This window comes from Bradyrhizobium sp., from assembly GCF_049798375.1.
In the GTDB taxonomy this organism is placed as follows: Bacteria; Pseudomonadota; Alphaproteobacteria; order Rhizobiales; family Xanthobacteraceae; genus Bradyrhizobium.
Map to the genome: position 1 here is coordinate 26,017 of NZ_JBARGP010000012.1, position 20,050 is coordinate 46,066.

At 61.5% G+C, this 20,050-nt stretch carries 16 protein-coding genes and 1 pseudogene; 10 read left to right on the top strand and 7 right to left on the bottom strand.

All coding sequences use genetic code 11. The features are described 5' to 3' along the window. Positions 1-81: 81 nt before the first annotated feature. A complete protein-coding gene (locus WA702_RS00480; protein ID WP_425108561.1) occupies positions 82-1,485 on the top strand; it encodes an amidase in 1,404 nt (467 codons plus the stop codon). Positions 1,486-1,656: 171 nt separating this feature from the next. Here WA702_RS00480 and ligD read toward each other — a convergent pair whose 3' ends face one another. From ligD to WA702_RS00495, 3 genes are read right to left on the bottom strand one after another with little or no spacing between them, the layout of a single operon-like run. Beyond that, positions 1,657-2,628 (bottom strand): non-homologous end-joining DNA ligase, encoded by a 972-nt coding sequence (gene ligD, locus WA702_RS00485; RefSeq protein ID WP_425108562.1) that lies wholly within the window; start codon positions 2,626-2,628, stop codon positions 1,657-1,659. After that, a complete protein-coding gene (gene lon, locus WA702_RS00490; protein WP_425108563.1) occupies positions 2,625-4,988 on the bottom strand; it encodes an endopeptidase La in 2,364 nt (787 codons plus the stop codon). The genes ligD and lon overlap by 4 nt, the downstream gene beginning before the upstream one ends. An 8-nt stretch (positions 4,989-4,996) precedes the next feature. Beyond that, positions 4,997-5,404 carry an Hsp20/alpha crystallin family protein gene (locus tag WA702_RS00495; protein WP_425108564.1) on the bottom strand — a complete coding sequence of 136 codons (408 nt, stop codon included), beginning with the start codon at positions 5,402-5,404 and terminating at the stop codon, positions 4,997-4,999. A 462-nt stretch (positions 5,405-5,866) separates the two neighbouring features. Here WA702_RS00495 and WA702_RS00500 point away from each other — a divergent pair, with 462 nt between their 5' ends. Together WA702_RS00500 and WA702_RS00505 are read left to right on the top strand one after the other, a co-directional pair. Continuing rightward, on the top strand, positions 5,867-6,076 hold the full coding sequence (locus WA702_RS00500) for a hypothetical protein (protein ID WP_425108565.1): 210 nt from the start codon (positions 5,867-5,869) through the stop codon (positions 6,074-6,076). A 927-nt stretch (positions 6,077-7,003) separates the two neighbouring features. Further along, positions 7,004-7,366 carry a sterol desaturase family protein gene (locus tag WA702_RS00505; protein WP_425108577.1) on the top strand — a complete coding sequence of 121 codons (363 nt, stop codon included), beginning with the start codon at positions 7,004-7,006 and terminating at the stop codon, positions 7,364-7,366. Positions 7,367-7,905: 539 nt separating this feature from the next. Here WA702_RS00505 and WA702_RS00510 read toward each other — a convergent pair. Continuing rightward, positions 7,906-8,433: a DNA ligase gene (locus WA702_RS00510; protein WP_425108566.1), complete on the bottom strand. Its 528-nt coding sequence runs from the start codon at positions 8,431-8,433 to the stop codon at positions 7,906-7,908. A gap of 727 nt (positions 8,434-9,160) precedes the next feature. On the opposite strand from WA702_RS00510, the gene WA702_RS00515 reads away from it, so the two are divergent. Together WA702_RS00515 and WA702_RS00520 are read left to right on the top strand one after the other, a co-directional pair. Next, complete coding sequence (locus WA702_RS00515) at positions 9,161-9,424, top strand: hypothetical protein (protein WP_425108567.1); 264 nt, start codon at positions 9,161-9,163, stop codon at positions 9,422-9,424. 1,564 nt (positions 9,425-10,988) lie between these two features. Beyond that, on the top strand, positions 10,989-11,198 hold the full coding sequence (locus tag WA702_RS00520) for a cold-shock protein (protein WP_425108578.1): 210 nt from the start codon (positions 10,989-10,991) through the stop codon (positions 11,196-11,198). Positions 11,199-11,638: 440 nt separating this feature from the next. Here WA702_RS00520 and WA702_RS00525 read toward each other — a convergent pair whose 3' ends face one another. The 3 genes from WA702_RS00525 to WA702_RS00535 form a co-directional block, all read right to left on the bottom strand. Further along, positions 11,639-12,367, bottom strand: a complete 729-nt coding sequence (locus WA702_RS00525; RefSeq protein WP_425108568.1) for an SOS response-associated peptidase — start codon at positions 12,365-12,367, stop codon at positions 11,639-11,641. A 3-nt stretch (positions 12,368-12,370) separates the two neighbouring features. Next, positions 12,371-12,784: a hypothetical protein gene (locus WA702_RS00530; protein WP_425108569.1), complete on the bottom strand. Its 414-nt coding sequence runs from the start codon at positions 12,782-12,784 to the stop codon at positions 12,371-12,373. Positions 12,785-13,217: 433 nt separating this feature from the next. After that, complete coding sequence (locus WA702_RS00535; protein WP_425108570.1) at positions 13,218-13,727, bottom strand: thermonuclease family protein; 510 nt, start codon at positions 13,725-13,727, stop codon at positions 13,218-13,220. Positions 13,728-13,962: 235 nt separating this feature from the next. Between WA702_RS00535 and WA702_RS00540 the strand changes: the two genes are divergently transcribed. The 5 genes and pseudogenes from WA702_RS00540 to WA702_RS00560 form a co-directional block, all read left to right on the top strand. Then, entirely contained in the window at positions 13,963-14,292 is a 330-nt protein-coding gene (locus tag WA702_RS00540; protein ID WP_425108571.1) for a hypothetical protein, read from the top strand. 320 nt (positions 14,293-14,612) lie between these two features. After that, positions 14,613-14,807, top strand: coding sequence for a hypothetical protein (locus WA702_RS00545; RefSeq protein ID WP_425108572.1), 195 nt, complete (start codon positions 14,613-14,615; stop codon positions 14,805-14,807). Positions 14,808-15,366: 559 nt separating this feature from the next. Then, complete coding sequence (locus WA702_RS00550; RefSeq protein ID WP_425108573.1) at positions 15,367-16,356, top strand: ArdC family protein; 990 nt, start codon at positions 15,367-15,369, stop codon at positions 16,354-16,356. A gap of 100 nt (positions 16,357-16,456) precedes the next feature. Continuing rightward, positions 16,457-18,574, top strand: coding sequence for a ParB/RepB/Spo0J family partition protein (locus WA702_RS00555; RefSeq protein ID WP_425108574.1), 2,118 nt, complete (start codon positions 16,457-16,459; stop codon positions 18,572-18,574). A gap of 181 nt (positions 18,575-18,755) precedes the next feature. Then, positions 18,756-20,050, top strand: a pseudogene (locus tag WA702_RS00560) (methylase); the annotation flags it as partial.

A 20,050-nucleotide genomic window follows, 5' to 3' on the forward strand; every position in this document is an offset into this window, starting at 1 on the left:
CCGAGGCCCAGTTAGCCACGATGCCCGGCCGGCTGCCTCGCCGGTTCGGGAAGCCGCTTCCGACCACAACAGGGCTGTCAGATGTCAGCAGATCCAATCCACTACAAGTCGATCACAGAACTCTCTCAGCTGTTCCGCCGCGGGGAGCTTCTCCCCTCGAAGGTGACCGAGGCCATGCTGAGCCGGATTGCCAGGCTCGACGACAGATTCAACAGTTATGCATTCGTTCTCGCGGAGCGAGCCATGGCCCAAGCCAAGCGCTGCGACGCTGAGCTTGCGAAAGGCGTGTGGCGCGGGCCGCTGCATGGCGTGCCGATCGCGCTGAAGGATCTCTGCTACACAACTTTTGCCCCCACGGCGGGCGGCACTACGATTCACGCCAAGTTCGTTCCGTCCTTCAATGCCACCGTCGTGGATCGGCTTGAGCACGCCGGCGCCATAACCCTCGGCAAGCTGAAGATGACCGAGGGCGCCTATACCAGCCACCATCCGAACGATCAGGCGCCGCTCAATCCTTGGGGTGTCGATTATTGGGTTGGCTCGTCTTCGAGCGGATCGGGCGTGGCGACCTCGGCCGGGCTCTGCTTCGGTTCGATCGGCAGTGACACTGGAGGCTCGATCCGATTTCCGTCGGCGACCTGCGGGCTGACCGGAATCAAGCCGACGTGGGGACGTGTCAGCCGTCATGGCGTTTTTCCCTTGGCGGACTCGCTCGACCATGTCGGGCCGATGTGCCGAAGCGCGGCAGATGCGGCCGCCATGCTCGGCGTCATCGCGGGGCCAGATGGCAATGACCCGACAGCTTTGCTGGCACCGGTACCGAACTATCTGGCCGGTCTCGAAGACGGTATCCGCGGCTTGCGGATCGGTGTGGATCGCAGCTACGCCCAGAACGGGATCGATTCTCAGGTGGTCACGGCTTTGCTGGAAGCTGAGCGCACGCTTGCATCGCTCGGGGCCGATATGCGCGAGGTCAGATTTCCGGCCTATGAGAAGCTCGTGAGCATGTGGATTCCGATGTGCTCAGTCGAGACAGCAGAGGCCCATTCGGAGACCTATCCGGCGCGGAGGTCGGAATACGGTCCCGATCTGGCGCAGCTGATCGAGCAGGGCAGGTCGGTGAATGGCGTCGAGATCGCGCAGATCCATCACGAGAGGCTGAAGTTCTGCGGGAGCCTTGCTGCTTTATTCAGCGACGTCGACCTGCTCTTGATTCCGACCATGCCCGTGCCAATCCCGACTCTGACCAAAATGGGCGAATATGGCGCCGATCCGAACGTGCTGCTCAGTATCCTGCGCTTCACCGCGGTGTTTGATTTCTCGGGCAGCCCGACCATCACGCTGCCGAACGGTGTGGCCTCGGATGGTCTGCCGCTCAGCATGCAGCTGGTCGGCCCGCATCTGTCGGAAGATGTGCTCGCCCGCGCCGGGCATGCCTTCCAATCGGTGACGGACTGGCATACCCGGCGGGCTCCGATCGACTGAATTCATTTCGGCTTGGCAATTCGCTGGCAAGCGCCTGCTACGCCTTTTTTGCATCAACTCGTTCCCGAGCGACTCCCGCCAAGTCGAAAGCAACATTGAGGCTAGGTCTGATGTGCGCGATTGCTCTCGTGCCGGTCATCTGTGGCTCACTCTGGACAGAACGACGACCGCTCAGTTCCGCTCCTTGCGCGATATCCGGGCCAGCTTTCGCGGGCGCTCCCGCACCACGTCACTCGCTTTCTTGTCCGACCGTATGCCCAGATAGACCGGCTGGCGCAACTCACCCTTGCTGGTCCACTCTGCGAACTTCACCTCGGCAACCAGCGACGGGCGGACCCAGGTCGTGACGTGCTCGTCCTTGACCTTGGCCGGGAAGGGCGATTGGTCGGTCTTCAGCGCTGTTAGTTTTCCATGGAGCTCTTCGAGCGTTCGGTGGCTGAAGCCGGTGCCCACATGACCGATGTATCGCCATGCGCCGCCCTCGCGCACTGCGAGGACGAGGGCTCCAAGAAACGGTCTGGTGCGCCTTGGCGCGGTGAAGCCTGCGATCACGACTTCTTGCCGCTGCGCGGTCTTGACCTTGAGCCAGTCGGCTGTCCGGCTTCCCGAGGCGTAAGCGCTGTCGGCGCGCTTTGCCATGATGCCTTCGAGGTGCTTGCGCTCGGCCTCGGCGAAGAACTTTTTTCCGCGTGCCTCGCGATGCTTGCTGAAGGCGATCAGCTTGTGACGCGGCAGAATGGCCCGGAGCCGCTTCTTGCGCTGCAGAAGCGGCAGCTTCCGCAGATCCTCGCCGCCGGCGAACATGAGATCGAATGCGCAATAGAGCAGCCTGGCCTCGTGGCGCAACGCATTCTGCAGCAGCTGAAAGTGAGACACGCCGTCCTTGCCGACGGCGACGAGCTCGCCGTCGATGACGGCGTCGCCCTTCACGCCTTCAAGCGCTTTGGCGACCTCGACATACGACTCGCTGATGATCTGGCCATTGCGGCTGTAGAGCGCGACCTTGCCCTTGCGGACTTCGCAGACCATCCGGAAGCCGTCGAACTTGTCCTCGAAAACCCAGCCAGGATCGTCGAACGGTGCATCCGTCAGCGTCGCCAACATCGGCTGCAGGCGTTTCGGCACGGTCGACGCGCGCGTCATTCCGGCAGTGGATCCAAGGCAGCCTCGACGGCTTGGTCGACGCGCTCGAGCCAGATGAACTCCAGCGAGTCGCGGGCCCCCTTGGGAATGTCGTCGAAGTCCCGGCGGTTGCGGGCCGGGAGCATGACGCGCGTCAATCCGGCCGCCGCGGCCGCGACGACCTTTTCCTTGATGCCGCCGACGGGCAGCACCAAACCTCGCAACGATATCTCGCCGGTCATGGCTGTGTCCTTCCTGACGGTCCTGTTGGTCAGCAGCGAGGTGAGCGCGGTGAACATCGCCACTCCCGCGCTTGGTCCATCCTTGGGTGTCGCGCCGGCCGGGACATGGACGTGGATGTCGCTTTTCTCGAACACGGTTTGCTCGATACCGAGTTCTGAGGCCTTGCTCTTGACGAGGGTCATGGCTGCCTGAGCGCTCTCGCGCATGACGTCGCCGAGCTGGCCGGTGAGGATCAGGCCGCCTCTGCCGGGCACGCGAGTAGCCTCGATGAAGAGAATGTCGCCGCCGACCGGCGTCCAGGCCAGACCGGTCGCCACGCCGGGCACACTGGTCCGCAAGGCAATCTCACCCTCGAAGCGCGGCTGGCCGAGTATCGTGGAGAGCTCTCCGGCCGAGATCACGATCTTGTCGGACGAGCCTTCAGCGATCCGGACCGCCGCGTACCGCAGCGCGCGTCCGATCTCCCGTTCCAGCGAACGGACCCCGGCTTCCCTGGTATATCCTTTGATGATCAGGCGCAGCGCGTCGGCCTCAAAGCCGACCTGTTGCGTTACGAGGCCGTTCGCCTCCATCTGGCGCCGAACCAGATAACGGCGTGCGATCTCGAGCTTCTCGTCCTCGGTGTAGCCGGGAAGGCTGATGACCTCCATGCGGTCCAGCAATGGTCCTGGGATGGTTTCGAGATTATTGGCGGTCGCGATGAAGGCAACACGAGAGAGGTCGAAGGGGACGGCGAGGTAATTGTCCCGGAATGTTCCGTTCTGCTCCGGATCCAGAACCTCAAGCATCGCGGCGGATGGATCGCCCTGAACGCCACGGCCCATCTTGTCGATCTCGTCCAGCATCATGACGCAATTGCGGGCGCCAGCCTTCTTGATGCCTTGAATGATGTTGCCGGGCAGGGCGCCGATATAGGTACGACGGTGCCCGCGAATTTCGGCTTCGTCATGCACACCGCCGAGACTGACGCGCACGAAAGGGCGGCCCAGCGCTCGCGCGATCGATTGCCCGAGAGACGTCTTGCCGACGCCCGGAGGGCCAGCGAAGCACAGGATCGGCGCCTTGCCCCGCGGAGCAAGTTTGCGGACCGCCAGATATTCGACGATCCGCTGCTTGATCTTTTCGAGACCGAAGTGGTCCTCATCCAGAATCTTTCTGGCGTCGGCGATGTCGATCGACTTTTCGGCGTCTGCCGTCCAAGGAAGTTCAGTGAGCCAGTCGAGATAGGACCGGATCATGCCGGACTCTCCGGATGCATCGGAAGTACGCTCGTAGCGCCGCAGCTCCTTGCGCGCCTGAGCATCCGCTTCGGGAGGCATTTGCGCCCTGGTAATCGCCTCTGTCAGTTCGGCGACTTCCCGCGCCTTGCCGTCGCCCTCGCCAAGCTGGCGCTGGATGGTCGCCATCTGCTCACGCAGCACCGCCTCGCGCTGGCGCTCGTCGAACACGGCCTTGGTTTGCTGACTGATCTCGGCCGACAATCTCAGGACCTCAAGACGTTGGGCGAGGACGCGAGACACCTTCTCCATACGGGCGGTGAGATCCACCGTCTCCAGGATTTCCTGCTTCTCCTCGGGCTTGATATCCAAGTAGGACGCCGCGAGGTCTGCGAGAGCCGGCGGCGACGTCATCGACTGGAACGCTGCCAGCAATTCCGGCGGTGCCTGAGGCAGTAGCTGGATGGCTTCAACCGCGAGCCGCTGCAGGTTCAGAAATCGCGCCTCGATGTCGGGCGACTTCGTTTGAGGCTCCTCGATCTCTTGAACGCGCGCTGCCAGGAACGGCACGGCGGAAATGAAGTCGAGAATGCGTGCGCGCCGTACACCCTGACAGATGATGTGATGGGTGTCGTCGGGCGCCGTCATGTACCGCACGATATTTGCGATGGTGCAGATGCGGTGAAGGTCGACCGGAAGCGGATCGTCCACATCAGGATTGCGCTGAAGCAGGATTCCGATCGGCCGTTGCTCGCGCACCGCCTGCTGGGCGGCAGCGATCGACTTCTGCCTCATGATTGTGATCGGAGCGATCACGCCAGGAAACACCACGGCGTCGCGAACGGGAACAATAATCAACGCGTCCAAAGGGGTTTGGACAGCTCCAGGGCCGGCGCCGCCGGACGTGTCTTCAGGGCTCATTGCGCGTCTCAGATGGATTTGGCGAGGCGGAGGAGGAGGTGACCGTTGGTGGACGTCCGGCTCACCGCGTAGCGTCCGACCGGAAGAGGAATCCTCCGTTCGAAGCGCCCTTGGGGCAGTTCGAGACGATGGATGTGCGCGTCTCTCAATTCTCTCGGCAACTCACGCCGTCCAGAGATCACGATGGCGTCTCCCTCGATGACGGTGTCCACAGTCTGAGGATCCACTCCCGGCAGCGCCACAAAGATCAGGATCGCCTCGTTTGTCTCAAGCACGTCCACTGGAGGTTCCCAGCTGGGCGCGGGCAGCTCCGCTGTCGTGTTCAATCTGAAAAATTGTCGATGGATCCGCTCGGCCCGCGCGAGTTGGCCGATGGCTTCCGAAAGCATCCAGTCCATCGAGTGTTTCGAAGACATTCTAATGTACCTCGGTCAAACCGTCGCGACAGGCGGCTCGCCGCGACCGTTCGGCTTTCTTAACAAAACGGTTCAGGGGACGAAAGGTTACACGAAGGACGGGCTCCCGCACGCGCGACCGGGCTCCTCCTGGGTGTCGGCGATCGGATCAGCGCTGCACCAACACTTCGCAATTGCAGCGCGATGGCTGCCTCTTGCCGATGGCTGTCCCTTGCCGGTCCTCCATTGTGCTGCAGTCTCCGCCGTCATGCCGGAAACATCCGCGCCGGAGTCCGTTCGGAAAATCGTTCAAGCGTTCGTCGCGTGGGATTATGGGGAATTCGGGGATAAGCCGCGCTTTCGAGCGATCTAGCCTAGCACGTGTTGCGGCCTCCGGCTGCGATTGCGCCAAAATTCGCCTCGGCGGGGCAAATATTTGTGCCCGAGCATTTTTAACTCCTTTCCTCTGCAATGGCCAAGCCCATGACAAATTTCGACCAGCGGACCGCAGCGAACCTCGACGTTGTCCTGGAAGAGGCCTGCCGCAAGCTTCCCAATAATGGCGGCGATCACGCCACCCGCAAATTCGTCGCCGCACGCCTTCTGTGGGCCGCGCAGCGCGGCGAGACCACCCTCAGCGCGCTGCAGACCGTCGCGCGACAGGCCATGCGTGAGTACAATCAGTCCGCCTAATCCGTGGGATTTCAGTACCTGTTGCGCTTGCGTGACCACGCCCATTGAACGCCGCTAATGTTGTTGCGGGGGAAAGCATGTTCGACGTCTACGTGAATGACAGAAATGGACTGTTGATTGTCGTGAAGGGCAGCCCAGTTCCCGAGAAGGTATCTGGTTCTTGGCGCAAGAAGCGCTCGGTCCGTTGTGTCAGCGACCACATACTTGCTGACATCCGCGCGACGGGATTTCACCTTCGGAATCTGGCGCTCCGGCGTAAAGCAGCGGTAGCCCCGTCGACTTCTGCGCTGTACAGAGAATCGACGCCATTGTCGCGCTGCACGCTTCTCGCCCCGTCGCACCAATCTCCTCGAGGCGGGGCGCGAAGGTCAAGGTGAAATAAGAGGCTTTGAGTTTTCTCGCGCACGACGTTCGGTCACGCGTGCCGGAAGGGTCGGACATCAAAGATGTCGGACCGCGTGCGGGATCAAACAACGCTCAATTTAGACATTCGCCTCAAGGCAGTCCAAGCGAATAGCTGGTATGGCATATCATCAAAGCGAAAGTGATCCGCGGCCATCGCCCTTAGGCCCAAGGCCGGATAGTAGCTCACATCATCGCGCAAGTTGCACGGTCCGACCTTCAAGATGACGGCGCGTTTCGATGATCTGTTCTGAAGGTGATGACTGAACTCCTTACCAGGCGGAAACCCGGCGCTATCACCGGTTTGCAACATCTCTTCTCCAGCCGTTCCGGCAAGCACAACTTCACCTTCGACCACAAAACGAGCTCCTCCGCCTCGGTATGCCAATGAAGCTGGCTGGACCATGCACCTGGTTCTGCCGTCAGAAGGTCTATCTCGAGGGTCTTCAGTCCTGCAGCGCCCCCAAGCCGCCGAGTGTTTCGTTCTTACATGGCGCGGTGTGCGGTCCGATCTACCTATACTGGATGAGTGGCATTCAGCTGTCTCTTGTCCAAGCCATCCTGCAAAACTTGCCATATATTCTGGTGGGAGGACTTCTCGCATTTTCTCCGCGGTGGGTTTTCTGGGCAGTTGTTCTAAAGAATACCATCCCAAATGATTTCATGCATCTGAATGTCTGGTGGGGAAATCGATGGCTGGAGTGGATAATCGTTACCCCTCGCTTTCATCACATTCACCACAGTGAGAATCCCGCACACTACAACCGTAATTTGCGGTGCTTTTTCCAATTTGGGACCACTTCTTTGGCACCTACTTTGACCCAGAGAAGGTCGATCGCGATCTCACGTTTGGCATCGGCGAGTCGGTTCATCCAGTCCGTCTCGTGATTGGGGTTTGAATTCGCCTTTGTTGTCTGCCGGTGGAGTCGCGCCGCCCTGGTTGTTGGAGCAGGATTTCGATCTCGGCTCATCGATTGCGAAGAGCGCAAAGGTCGCGACCGCGAGGCAGGCCGTCGCTGCCCTATTGTGCTTCGAGTTGGAGAAGCTGCTGGGACCAACGGACCCGCCGAAGCCGGTGAAGCGCGGGCCACGCTCGACGCGGAATCGGACTTGATGCTGAGCGATACTTAATTCCAGGGGAAGCGCGCCGCTTCCTGCTGGATTGTTCCATGCGATAAGGCGCGCCGAGCCTATATCTTTGCGCAGGCACGTATGCTCCGGCCTGCCGTTGCACCTCCTTTATGGAGGTCATTATGGAACCTCATGCCGGTACATTCCGGCTCAAAGCGGAGGAGTGCGCTCGCAACGCTGAGAAGGCAAGGAGCCTTTCTGACAAGACGGCATGGCTAGAACTTGCCGCGGATTGGGCGAAGTTGGCAGACACGCGAGATAGCAGGGCAAGAGGTCTTTCACATGAAAGACAACAGCTAAAATAACTCGCGTTCCATAGCGGGATGCGTTCTGTTCTTCACTTTGATCCAGTCCTTCGATCGACCGGCGCGGTACGGCCGATCAGAGCGTTTGGAGACGATTCCTTCGAGCCTGAATTCGCATGCCTTTCGGAACAGGTCCGGGCCAATTTCGCCGTGCTCATAATCCGCGACAAAAATTCCGTCGGGTCGGCGCGCCAATAGTCGTGCGAGGTTGGTCTTGCGGACTGATAGTGGTAGCTCGCGCAAATCCTCTCCGTCGAGTGCCAAGCAGTCGAATGCATAAAGCTGCACTTCCGCGTCGTGCCGGCGGGAATGCAGGGCGTTGAAATCTGACGTGCCATTGACTCCGAGGATCACAGCCTCCCCATCGATCACGAACTGAGTGCGGCGGTTCTTTAGCGCGTCCTCGACGATCCATGGAAAGCGATGCGTCCAATCATTGCCGTTACGCGTGAGCAGCCGAACGCGCTTGCCGTCACGCAGTACTATCAATCTGTAGCCATCATATTTGATCTCATGCAACCAAAGGTCTCGATCAGGCACGGTTTTGGAGGGACTGGGCAGGCATGGCAGGTAAGGTGCGGGCATGCACGCGATCTATGTGCAGGTTTTTTGAATCGCGAATCCAGCAATTTTGCAATTGCGCCGCGCGCGAGCTGGCAGACACTCACTCTAGTTGATTCGCGGGGTCGGGGGGCTGCGCAATGGTTAGACGTCAATATCTCACGTTGCCGGAGATCGCGTTTTTATCGCTCGCGGTATTTGGCGTGATGGGCATCGTGGCTGCAGGCGTGCACGTCCTCTTCTGGATGGCTCACTAAGGTCTGACGGGACGCGGCGCCTGTCACCCCCACCACCAAGGCCAGGATCGTTTCACGTCAGACACAAATCCCGCCGGTAGCTCCGGGATATCGTCCTCTTGCACCTTGTTGCAGATGGGGCAGGGATCGGCGGCCGCGCCGCAAGGGCATGCTCGCGGACCATCACCCCAAGGCCGCATCGGGTGGGCCTCGCAAATCCATCTGGCATCATCACAACGCCGACACGCGCTCATTCTGATTTGAATCCGTCGTAGCGGATTCGTTCCGAAACGAAGTGACCCCGCGCAGCGGGGGGACATGCGCGAGGCCACGTACGATGCCCCGGACGGCCGGGACGCACGGGCGACTCTCTCCGAAGGGGATAGTTCCTAAGCCGAACCGCAATCTTCGGACTCGACTTTTTGTTCTTGTTTTGTTCTGGTGCTCTTATGAGCACGAACGACGCACGAGAGTATCGCCGGCAAAAAATGGAGGAGCTGCACGCAGCCATTCGTGAGAGCAAAGACGCGCCCTTGCTCGAGCTGCTCGGTAAAATCCGGCCGTACACCCATAGTGCTTACTTGGGAAACACGCCGCGCGCGGTGGCGCTCTACCACCTGCAGCTTGCAATCGATGAGGTTGCCGAGGCCTTCACCGCTGATCGGGAGGACTTCTCGACTGGGTCGCCACAGTACACCGTGAGCTTCGCATAATTTAGCTCGGCGAAACCAAGTTCAAGTCCGACGAAACACGGTTGAAATAGACCGGGCGTACCGAGCCTCGCTAATCGAAGCCGGAGATCGAGGTTATGTGGTTATTTCTCATAGGTCTCGCCTTGGCCTTTCTAATCGTGGAAGACGTCGGGGAATGGATCGTCAGGCGACATCGTAAGCGTGACCTCGGCAAAATCATCGAGCACCGCAAACTGGGTCACAGTCTCGACCCGACTACTGGCAAGTGGGTTGGCTGACCAGATGCCAGTGCGGCAGTCGGGTGTTGATCTTCCGGCAACAGCCCCCTGCACCCGCCGGACTACGCCTTGTCTTCCCGCCAAGTCTGCTCGCCGCACTGGCACTTGAACATGCGAACAGTGCGACCCTGTCTGGGATCCAGCATGGATCGGATAAGGGCAGGCTGCTGGCCGCAATGGCTGCACGCCCGGACCAAGGCGGGCTCGATGCGCAAAAAGGGCCCGTTCTGAAGTTGGCTGCCCACGGCGACTCCCATACGGAATGTCGATCGTCCGGAAGCTACAAGTTGATCTTTGATCGTTAACAAATCGCTAAATCGAACCCGACCCGAGCGGCGCTGCTTATTAGTCCGAAGTTGCCGCAGTCGGTCGCGTCGTCGCTTCGCCCGGTCTCCGACGCGCCAGCGAGAGGCCCAGGCGCGTAGCTCGGGCTGCCACGGCTTGCATGCTTCGGCCCAAGTTAGCTGCGATGCCGAATTTTGAGCGACCGTTCTTGACCATCGTCGCAAGGCGCTCTTCTTCTTCCGGGGTCCAGGCTTTGTTAATCCGGATCTTGCCCGTCATTTCTTCGCCTTCAGCCCGATCTCGACCAGCCGGCGGATAGCTTCGGAGCGGCTTGGCTGGTCCTCCTGCTGGCTTGCCCAGTGATCGACCTTGTCGACGAATTCATTCGAAAGCCCGATTGTTCGCGCGGGATCGTTGCCCGTTGGTTTTCTGCCGGATCCAGGTCGAGGGCCGCGGCGCGAACGTATTGCGCTTTTCATTCTGAAGTATGACTGTTTTCACGCTCCGAAAACAAGCGGCTCGCCGTTCGGTTGCGGAGGCTGCGCCGAGTGGTCGGGGAAACGAGCCCTTAGATTCTATGGCCGGGTCAGTGATCGGCTCTTCGAGCTGGGAGGGACGGAAGCTCTGTAACTTCGGGCCTGCCGGCGGCACAGGTGCGCGCCGCCGGTACTATCCGTCAGAACAAAGCCCAGCTCGTAGCTAGACCGAAATAGGCTGAGATCACGCTCAGAAGTAGGCCCGATAGGCTGAATATCGCTAGAAGCTTCAAGGTCTCGGAATCGTCTGAAGACGATACGCTGGCAAAAACTCGAGCAATTGCGGCGTTCATGGCAAATCCCCTCCGAGCAATGCATACGACTGATGTCGCGTTTGCATGTGATTTGGTTCACCCGGTGGCTATCTTCACGGCCGCCTGTGTCTTCGTTGCCGCAACGGCGGCGCACGGTCGCGCCGCCGGGTACTTGAAAGAAATCGAAATCTGGTGGCTTAAATCATCAGCTTTCAGAAGAAGGAAAAGGGAATTGGCTATAGGTACTGTGAAGTGGTTCAACGCGACCAAGGGTTACGGCTTCATCGCCCCGGATGACGGCGGCAACGACCTCTTTGTACACGTCAGCGAGGTCGAGCGGTCCGGGCTTGATGGTCTCCGCGAAGGTCAGAAAGTGTCTTTTGAAGCCGTGGCTGATCGCCGGAGCGGCAAGATGAACGCTCAGAACTTGCGCGCAGTTTGATGCGCTGGCGCGAGACGGCGCGGTAACACGGCAGCAATCATTTCGCTGTAACCAAGAACTTGTCGCCGGCTTTGTACTGCGTTCCGCGAAACTGTCAGAAGCCCGCCGGCGATCCCCCGGCGGGTTTTTTGTCGTCGGGTCCAAACCAGCAAATCTATCGCAATTGTCGAGGGGACGAGATGCGCGGCCGGTTCATTGCGACATTGCAGTGGACAACGCACGCCAGAATGCGTGTGGCCCCAACAAAAAATAGGTGTCTAGGTTTGAGGAGGGAAGGGGCCAACTTATTGATTTTGTTGGCTCCCCGGCCTGGATTCGAACCAGGGACCATTCGATGAACAGCCTGCCGTCCCAGACCTCACCGAGGCCGTTGGCGATTTCCATGGGCTTTCGGGCGGCGATCTCTGGATCGGCGTACCGCCTGGCCGCAACGAACTTATTTATGAGGCAGGATCTTCCTTGGTACCGCGCGCCACGATCTTCAGCACGTCATCGGGCAACGGACGCTGCAGCGCTTTCGCTTCGTCCCAGGGCGCATTCATCCACACATCGAACTCCTCCGGCTTGGTCAGGATCACCGGCATGGCCTTGAGGTGGATCGGCTTGACGATCGCGTTGGCATCGGTAGTCAGGAAGCCGTAGAGGTCATTGGTCGTCTCGCCTTCCTTGACCTTCCGCACCGACGTCCAGTTGGTCCACAGGCCTGCGAACGCCAGCAGGGGCCGATCGTCGCCGGCCGCGAACCACACCGGCACTTTCTTGCCCTCGATGGTGTCGTATTCGCTGAACGAGGTGAGCGGCACCAGGCAGCGATTGGCAGGGCCGAGCCAGCGCTTCCAGTGTCCGCTGCTGACGTTGCGAATGTTGGTGGTGCCGCTGTCGGGCTCGAGCCGCATCAGCTCTTTGAAGTCGACCGTCTTGCCCTTGGCCTGGAGCTTCTCGGCACGCCGCTTCGTCGCATCCATCAGTGCCTTTTGCGATGACGGCATGCCCCAGCGAGCCAGCACCAGCTCGCGGCCGCCGCTGCCATTGCGCACGATTGGTGCCGGGTAATCCGGGAAGATGCCTGGCATGGACGGCAAGTTGCCGGTGTGGTCGCGTCCAGCTTCGACGCCGAACAGGCGCCGAATCGCGTCCACATTCTTGGTCATCGAATACAAATTACACATCGATCAGCGCTCGCCCGGCCACCAGACAGAGGCTGGAGTGCTCATCGATATCTTCGTCTGCCGCAACGCCACCAGGGCCGAGCGCTTGTAACGATAGCCGCGCAATTTTGAGCACTGCTTGCAGCACATGCGGCGCTCAAGCTCGTGGATCGGTGTCGTCTTGGGGCGGCGGATAACGGCGAGCGCCACGGTCTGGTTGGTGTCGCAGCCGTGGCAATGGACCTCGAGATACACGTAGCCAGCGTTGAGCGCGTCGCCCAAGGTTGGTGATGGCTGCGCCGGTCCCTTGTAACCGAGCATACGCTTGTTCCAGGCATCGCAGGCGAGCGCGTCAGCTTCCTTGCGCGCGTGCGCCGCCCGCTCCGCGGCGTGGCGGATTGACGCTCCATAGATGCGTTCGCGCGATTTCGTGCCCATGCTCCATTGATTCCTGAAGCCGGACGGGAAGGGAAGCCGCTACAACTAGCGACCGGAACCAACAGAACCTACAAGCTTCCCATCAAAGCTCGCTCCGCGGTTGTTAGCCGGAAAGCTGGGGCCGCTAAAGTTGATGATGCATTTTGAATTCACCGCTTACATTGCCATTTGCTGGTTGTTGCATGTCCGCGGCCGAGCGGCATGCTCCGATAGCTGTCGAGGTGACACAGACTGCCAGAGTGAGGCGCACTGCCTGGATCACCAGCTTTACGTTCACCGTAGGGCCACGCGCGCTGCTGCGCACGAGGTTGCAGGCGCCACGGCCGTGCTGCTGCGGCACCGCCTCGCTCGAGCTCTCGTTGCTTCCGGACGGCGCAGATACCGCCCCGGCGCAGTGTGTGACGATGCCAAACAGACGTTTCACGAACTGCCATTAGGGTTCATCGGAACACTTAGCCGGTCGGCCGCCGGCACGCACACAGGCGCGGTAGCGCCAGGGCTCGACGAAGCTGCCGGACCAGACGCCGCGCTCCGCGCGGTGGGCTTCGTCCTGCTGGGTGGCATACTGGCGGTGCGAATATCTCGGCCAGTCGAGCGCGAGCCCTCGACCGACCAGCCAGCCGGCGAGATCGATGCCGCCTGCGAAGCATCTGGCAACAGTCCGGCCGTACCGATCGGCATCGAGCGGCTCGCAGCTCACCGCACGTCCCTCAAGAAATGCAGCAACGTCGTTCGCCGATTGCGCTCCGCATCGGTAGAGATCGCTGTCGGCGCCGCGGCAAAGCTGTGCGCTTTCTGGCGCGTCGATACCCCAAAGGCGGATACGCTGGCCATGGATTTCGATGGTGTCGCCGTCAATCACGCTTGCGCGGCCGCTGATGTCGGCCGCCCGGGCAGGCCAAAGTACCGAGGCCGCCAACAGCGCAAGGATGAGGTGCTTCATGTCTTCGGTCCTATTGGCTGAGATCGCTCGCGTCGGCGGCCGGCGCTTCTCGAACTCAGCTCCGGGTTTGTTCAGGAAATGCCAAGCAGGCTGGCGGGCAACGTGTCGGATAAAATGGCGATAATCGTCTCATATGATATGATGCTCAGCGGCGTTCGCGACACGATGCCCGAGAACAAGATGCAACGGTCATGCACCAGATTGGCCGCTCGGAGAACCGCCTTGAGCCGACCGCATGTCCACTATCTTGATGATCTCTCCCGCCGCCGAATCTTTTCATCCCCAGCTCGCCCCGTTTGCGGCTGAGGGAACCATGGGAAAGCTCATCGTTCTGCTCGCAATTATCCTGGGCTGCGCAGGGGCGGTCTTCTACGACGCGCACGACGCCGCATCGAAGGGTGTCAACTGGGCTGTCTTGACCTGTTCGAAGTCAAAGGCCTTCTGTCAGCATCCAGCCTATTTGTTCTATGGCTGCGGTGGCATGCTGATCGTCGCGCTCGGCTACCTGCTGGGCAGCACATTATCTGGCGATATATCCTCCGGGCGCAGGCGCTCTCAAATTTGACGCATGTGTTCGACCAGGCCGCTGTGCTGCAGGGGCCGGTACCTCTGGACCTGATGGCGGACTGCCGGTTCGATCGACTCACCGTCCTTCGAGCGGCGGTCTGTTTCACCGGCTTACCGCGTCTTTTTCTAGCCGGATGGAAGCGGCATGCCTCTGATCGTCCTTTAAGGCCGGCCGCGCTGCCATCCCGCGTGCGGGCTTGAGGTCCTGCCGGATCTACGCCCTGGGTCCGAACACCGCGTTCGCCGAGGATCTGGCGTGGTTCGAGCGACTCACGCTACCCATGAGCCTTCAGCACCTCGCTGACGGATGGGGATGAAATGGCTGCAGCGACCCGTGAATCGCCGATCTCCGGCTACGCGCTCGAAGTTGACGGGCGACTGAAAGCCGAATTCGCAACGCGCGACGGCGCCAGGGCAGGTGGTGTGGAGCTGAAGAGACGTTTTCCAATGCTTCAGATCAGGATCTATGACGCGCAGACCAATGCGCGCGAGGACATCCAAATCTCCGGCTGACAATTTTCTGCGCTGGCTCGTGCGGCCTTGCACCGCCCCCGGGCTCTCGTGAACCGAGCCGCGTTGCGTCTCGGCCATCCGGCTTCGATCGCTTGCGCAAGGACTGCGGAGCGTCTCGCCGGGGCACTCGGGAAAGGGGCGCGCCGTTGGGCCATTCCGGCGTCGCCATCGCTGCCCCGTTCCCGGGTGCCCTGTTAACCGGTCTCGTCGCAGCACTCGGTCCCGCGTGCCGCCTTACGGCGTCGCTATGCTCACGCTCCTGCGGGTGCCATTTTTGTTGCGGGCGATGCGCCGTTGGCGCACGCCGGGTCAGAGCCGCGGCCCTGGGTACTTCGAGCGGGATCATGAACGCGGCGGTGACGTCGCAGAATTCGCATTGTCTCGGGTGTCGTGTCCGGCAAGGCCGAACGCGATTGCTCCCCCGCCGCAGCAGGCGGGCATTCGGTCGGCGGCCTCGGTGCCTCGCGAAGCAGGCTGAGAGTCAGAGCATCGGCCGGATTTGCCGTGACGGGTCACAGGTTGCGAGAGAGGCTCGCTCCGCCCGTCGCGGAGACCCGCGATGTCCAGACATCATCCTCGGACGGCTACCGGTCAGGACCGGGGGAGCCTTTATGACGAGATTACCGTCAAGATCATCAGTGAGCTCGAGGCCGGCCGAGTACCTTGGGTACAGCCTTGGATAGAGCCTTGGATAGAGCCTTGGATAGAGCCTTGGGGCGCCGCAGCGGCGAAGGCATCTTTGGCCATGCCGAAAAGCGTCGCGACCGGCCGCCCATATCGCGGCATCAACATTTTGATCCTCTGGGGCGCCGCGGTCGAGCACGGTTTTCGAAGTCAGAGTTGGCTGACTTTCCGCCAGGCCTTATCGCTCGGCGGTCATGTCCGCAAGGGCGAGCGTGGCGCCACTGTCGTCTATGCTGACCGCTTCGTACCGGCCGACGAAAAGCGGCGTGCGAGCGAGACGGGCGACGAGGCGCAGGCGATTCCCTTCCTCAAGCGCTTCACGCTGTTCAATATGGATCAGTGCGACGATCTGCCTTCGGCAATCGAAGCGGCCGCGCCGCCTGCGCCAGGCCTGATCGCGCCGCAGGTCGAAACCCTGATCAGGGCGAGCGGGATCGATTTCCGCATTGGAGGCGACCGCGCATTCTACGCACCGGCGGCGGACTATGTGCAGGTGCCCCCGCCACAAGCCTATTTCGAGCCGATCAACTGGCATCGCACGGTGCTCCATGAGCTGGCACATGCGAGCGGCCATCCCTCACGTCTCAATCGTGACTTGTCGGGCGGCTTCGGCACCAGGAAGTACGCCTTCGAAGAACTCATCGCCGAGATTGCGTCCGCGTTCAGTTGCGCTTCGCTCGGGATCGTCCCGACCGTGCGGCACGCCGACTATATCGGCTCCTGGCTTGATGTGCTGCGAGAGGACAATCGCGCGATCGTTCGCGCTGCGTCGCAGGCCAGCAAGGTCGCCGATTATCTCCTCGGCTTCGTGCCGGACCGTGCTGCCGAGACGATCATGGAGGGAGCGGAGCAGGACGCTGCATGACTTGCCGGGGCTCGAGCAGGAGAGTGAGAGAAAGGCGTGGCTCTCGCGACGGGTTGAAGGCCGAGAGAGGGCTCCCGGCCGCCCGTCGCGGAGAATCGATATGACGAAGGCTGTCCAAAAGATCATTCTGTCGCGCTCGCGTGATATTCCGTTCAACAAGCTGGTGCTGAGCCAGTCGAACGTCCGGAGCATCAAGGCCGGGCTCTCGATCGAGCAACTCGCAGAGAGCATTTCGCAGCGTACGCTTCTGCAAAGTCTCAATGTGCGGGCGATTGTGGATGCAGAAGGCAACGAGACCGGCATGTTCGAGGTGCCGGCCGGCGGCCGGCGTTATCGCGCGCTTGAACTTCTGGTGAAGCAGAAGCGCATGTCGAAGACCCAAGCCGTTCCTTGTGTCGTGCGCGAGGGCGGCATCGCTGAAGACGACTCGCTTGCAGAGAACGACGAGCGGATCGGACTTCATCCGCTCGATCAGTTCAGAGCGTTCCAGGTCTTGAGCGGAGCCGGCTTGTCCGAGGAAGACATCGCGGCCCGGCACTTCGTGACCCCGGCCGTCGTGAAGCAGCGACTACGCCTGGCGTCCGTGTCGCCCAGGCTGCACGACGTCTTTGGCGAAGACGGCATGACGCTCGAGCAGCTCATGGCCTTCTCGGTGATGGCGGATCATACGCGGCAGGAGCAGGTGTGGGAGACGATCAGCCGCTCGGGCCACGATCAGCCCTATCAGATTCGGCGCATGCTGACTGAAAACACCGTCCGTGCATCCGATCGCAGGGCTCAGTTCATTGGGCTCGACGCCTATGAGCAGGCTGGTGGCCATATATCGCGCGACCTGTTCGAACCTGATGATGGCGGCTGGCTCCAGGATGTCGCCTTGCTCGATCGTCTTGTCACCGAGAAGCTCAAGGCCGATGCCGAGACGATCGCCACCGAAGGATGGAGGTGGATCTCAGTGGCGGTTGAGTTTCCTTATGGCCACACCGACGGCTTGCGCGAGCTCGACGGCAGGCCGGCTCACCTCACGGCCGACGAGCAGGCCACGATCGTGGCGCTGACCAGCGAGCAAGCCAAGCTCGAAGCCAAATATCGGGATGCGGATGAGATGCCCGAAGCAGTCGACCAGCGTCTTGGCGAGATCGAGGCGGCGCTCGCGGCGTTCGAAGACCGGTCTTTGATCTATGATCCGACCGCGATTGCCCGAGCCGGCGTCTTCGTCAGCATCGATTGCGAAGGACGGCTTTCGGTCGATCGTGGCTATGTCCGGCCGGAGGATGAAGCGGCAGCTAGCGATCTCGCTGCCGACCAGCGCACCGATGCGCCGTCGACGGAAGGGCAGGAGGCTGGCGCGTCCGTCCGGCGCACGGCAATCTCGGTTGTCGGCGCTTTGAACGAGCCGGAGGAGGAGGACGACCCGGCCAGGCCGTTGCCCGATCGGCTTCTCATTGAGCTAACAGCGCACCGCACGCTGGCGCTGCGGGATGCGCTGGCGGAAAATCCCTCGGTTGCTTTCCTGGCGGTGCTGCACAACTTCGCGCTGACGGCCTTTTACCGCTTCGCGTCGTCTGGGAGCTGCCTCGAGATCGGCCTTCGGACGCCGACCTTTCCCGTTCAAGCTGCAGGCCTGAGGGAGAGCGTATCTGCGAAGGTCGTCGAGGCCCGGCATGAATCCTGGAAGGCAAGGTTGCCGAACAGCGAGAACGATCTGTGGGATGCACTCACGAGACTTGACGGGGAATCGCAGACGTCACTGTTCGCGCATTGTGCGTCATTTGCGGTCAACGCGGTCTATGAGCCCACGAGCCGTTTCAATCAGGGCCGTGTTTCAGCTCACGCCGTCCGCACACGGCTCGATCAAGCCGATGTGGTGGCGCGCGCTGTCGGTCTCGACATGGCCAAGGTTGGGTGGAAACCGACGGTCGACAATTATCTCGGCCGGGTCACCAAGCCTCGCATTCTGGAGGCGGTGCGGGACGCCAAAGGTGAATCCTGCGCGCAACTGATCGACCACCTGAAGAAGGGCGATATGGCCAGAGAAGCCGAGCGTCTCCTCGATGGTTCCGGGTGGCTGCCGGAGCCGTTGCGTCTCGTCGACCTCGCCGTGGCGTCATCGCTCCAAGCGGAGGAGGCGAGCACGCTGCCAGAATTCCTCACTGCCGAGGAGGATGATGCAGAGAGCAGCAACGACGACGATCCGCAACAGCGCGATGCGGCTGAGTAGCATTGTGATCGGGGCGGCTGCGGCCGCCCCGCGATTGTGTGGGATCGGTCGACGGCACCGATCCCCGTTTTACTGAGAGCGACTGAGAGGAAGAGGCGGGCCGGGAGGGTTTGAATCGCAGTGGTCTTGAGGAGAGCGCCGCGCGGTTCGGCCTGTTCCTGCTCTCTGAAAGATCCTTGTCATGACTGAATCTCTCGCCGGCGGCGCTGCCGCCGCGCCGCTCTCGATGCATGCCGCCGCGACTCTCACCTCCGCTGCGGTCAAAGCCGCCCGACAACTCTCGATCGACCTGGAGCGGGGGCAGCGTATCGATGCGGCTGTCCTGCGCAGCGTCATGGAGGCTGCGTTCGGCGCATCGGACGCAACCGGTGCCTGGACCTGGAAAACCGCCTACGACGTCTGCGAGGCGGCAACCGTTCTGTTTCTACGCAAGTTCGGCCCGGCTATCCGGGCCAGGGCCGGCTCGACGACGGCCATGCTGCCGATGCTTGTGAGGATCGCGAGCTGTCTGCCGACCCATACGCGGCGTTCCGAGGATAGCCAGGCGCTGCAGCAATTCTCGACGCCGATCCCGCTTGCGCTGGTCGCCTGCACCGCAGCCGGTATTACGCCGGCCGATCGGGTTCTCGAGCCCTCGGCGGGGACCGGCCTGCTCGCCGTTTTTGCCGAGCTCGCCGGCGGCGCTCTCGTTCTGAACGAGTTCGCCCAGGGGCGCGCGGCGCTACTCGACCATCTGTTCACCGGCGTTGAGGTCACCCGGTTTGACGCAGCCCAGATCGACGATCACCTCGACGCGCGCGTCGTACCAAGCGTCGTCCTGGTGAACCCGCCATTCTCGGCGATCGCCAATGTCGATCGACCGATGGCCGACGCTGCCCTCCGACACATCGCCTCGGCCCTGGTGCGCCTTTGTGATGGTGGGCGTCTGGTCGCCATAATTGGCGCGGGCTGCAGGCCGGATAGCGCGACATGGCGAGATGCCTTCGTTCGCCTCCAGGAGCGGGGACAGGTGGTGTTTTCCGCCGCTATCGACGGCGCCGTTTACGCCAGGCATGGAACTAACACGGACACCAGGCTACTTGTGATCGATAAGCTGCCCGCCGAGGATCCGAGGGTTCTTCCGAATTCGCAGGGCATGGCGCACGATGTCGCCACCTTGCTCGAGTGGGTGACCCGGCAGGTGCCTCCAAGGCTGGCAGCCGCCACGCCGGTCGTAACGGACGTCGTCAAGCGCCGTGCGATTTCGCCATCGATCCGAGCCTCTGCACCGCGCCCATCGCCGACTTTGGGAGGCACGGCGCCAGAGGGTAGCGAGCTGATCTACGAGACGGTCGAATGGTCGCCGCCGGATGGCGCCAGACTGACCGATGCGCTTTATGAACAATACGGACTGCAGGCGATCCGAATTCCTGGATCGTGCCCGCATCCGACCAGGCTGGTGCAATCCGCCGCGATGGCCTCCGTCGCGCCACCGAA

Excerpts from the sequence above, each read along its gene's own strand:
- WA702_RS00505 (WP_425108577.1), top strand. The coding sequence starts at position 7,004 with ATGAGTGGCATTCAGCTGTCTCTTGTCCAAGCCATCCTGCAAAACTTG.
- WA702_RS00500 (WP_425108565.1), top strand. The coding sequence starts at position 5,867 with ATGACAAATTTCGACCAGCGGACCGCAGCGAACCTCGACGTTGTCCTG.
- WA702_RS00545 (WP_425108572.1), top strand. The coding sequence starts at position 14,613 with ATGGCTGCAGCGACCCGTGAATCGCCGATCTCCGGCTACGCGCTCGAA.
- WA702_RS00515 (WP_425108567.1), top strand. The coding sequence starts at position 9,161 with ATGAGCACGAACGACGCACGAGAGTATCGCCGGCAAAAAATGGAGGAG.
- WA702_RS00555 (WP_425108574.1), top strand. The coding sequence starts at position 16,457 with ATGACGAAGGCTGTCCAAAAGATCATTCTGTCGCGCTCGCGTGATATT.
- WA702_RS00550 (WP_425108573.1), top strand. The coding sequence starts at position 15,367 with ATGTCCAGACATCATCCTCGGACGGCTACCGGTCAGGACCGGGGGAGC.
- WA702_RS00540 (WP_425108571.1), top strand. The coding sequence starts at position 13,963 with ATGTCCACTATCTTGATGATCTCTCCCGCCGCCGAATCTTTTCATCCC.
- WA702_RS00535 (WP_425108570.1), bottom strand. The coding sequence starts at position 13,727 with ATGAAGCACCTCATCCTTGCGCTGTTGGCGGCCTCGGTACTTTGGCCT.
- lon (WP_425108563.1), bottom strand. The coding sequence starts at position 4,988 with ATGAGCCCTGAAGACACGTCCGGCGGCGCCGGCCCTGGAGCTGTCCAA.
- WA702_RS00495 (WP_425108564.1), bottom strand. The coding sequence starts at position 5,404 with ATGTCTTCGAAACACTCGATGGACTGGATGCTTTCGGAAGCCATCGGC.
- WA702_RS00480 (WP_425108561.1), top strand. The coding sequence starts at position 82 with ATGTCAGCAGATCCAATCCACTACAAGTCGATCACAGAACTCTCTCAG.
- WA702_RS00525 (WP_425108568.1), bottom strand. The coding sequence starts at position 12,367 with ATGTGTAATTTGTATTCGATGACCAAGAATGTGGACGCGATTCGGCGC.
- ligD (WP_425108562.1), bottom strand. The coding sequence starts at position 2,628 with ATGACGCGCGCGTCGACCGTGCCGAAACGCCTGCAGCCGATGTTGGCG.
- WA702_RS00530 (WP_425108569.1), bottom strand. The coding sequence starts at position 12,784 with ATGGGCACGAAATCGCGCGAACGCATCTATGGAGCGTCAATCCGCCAC.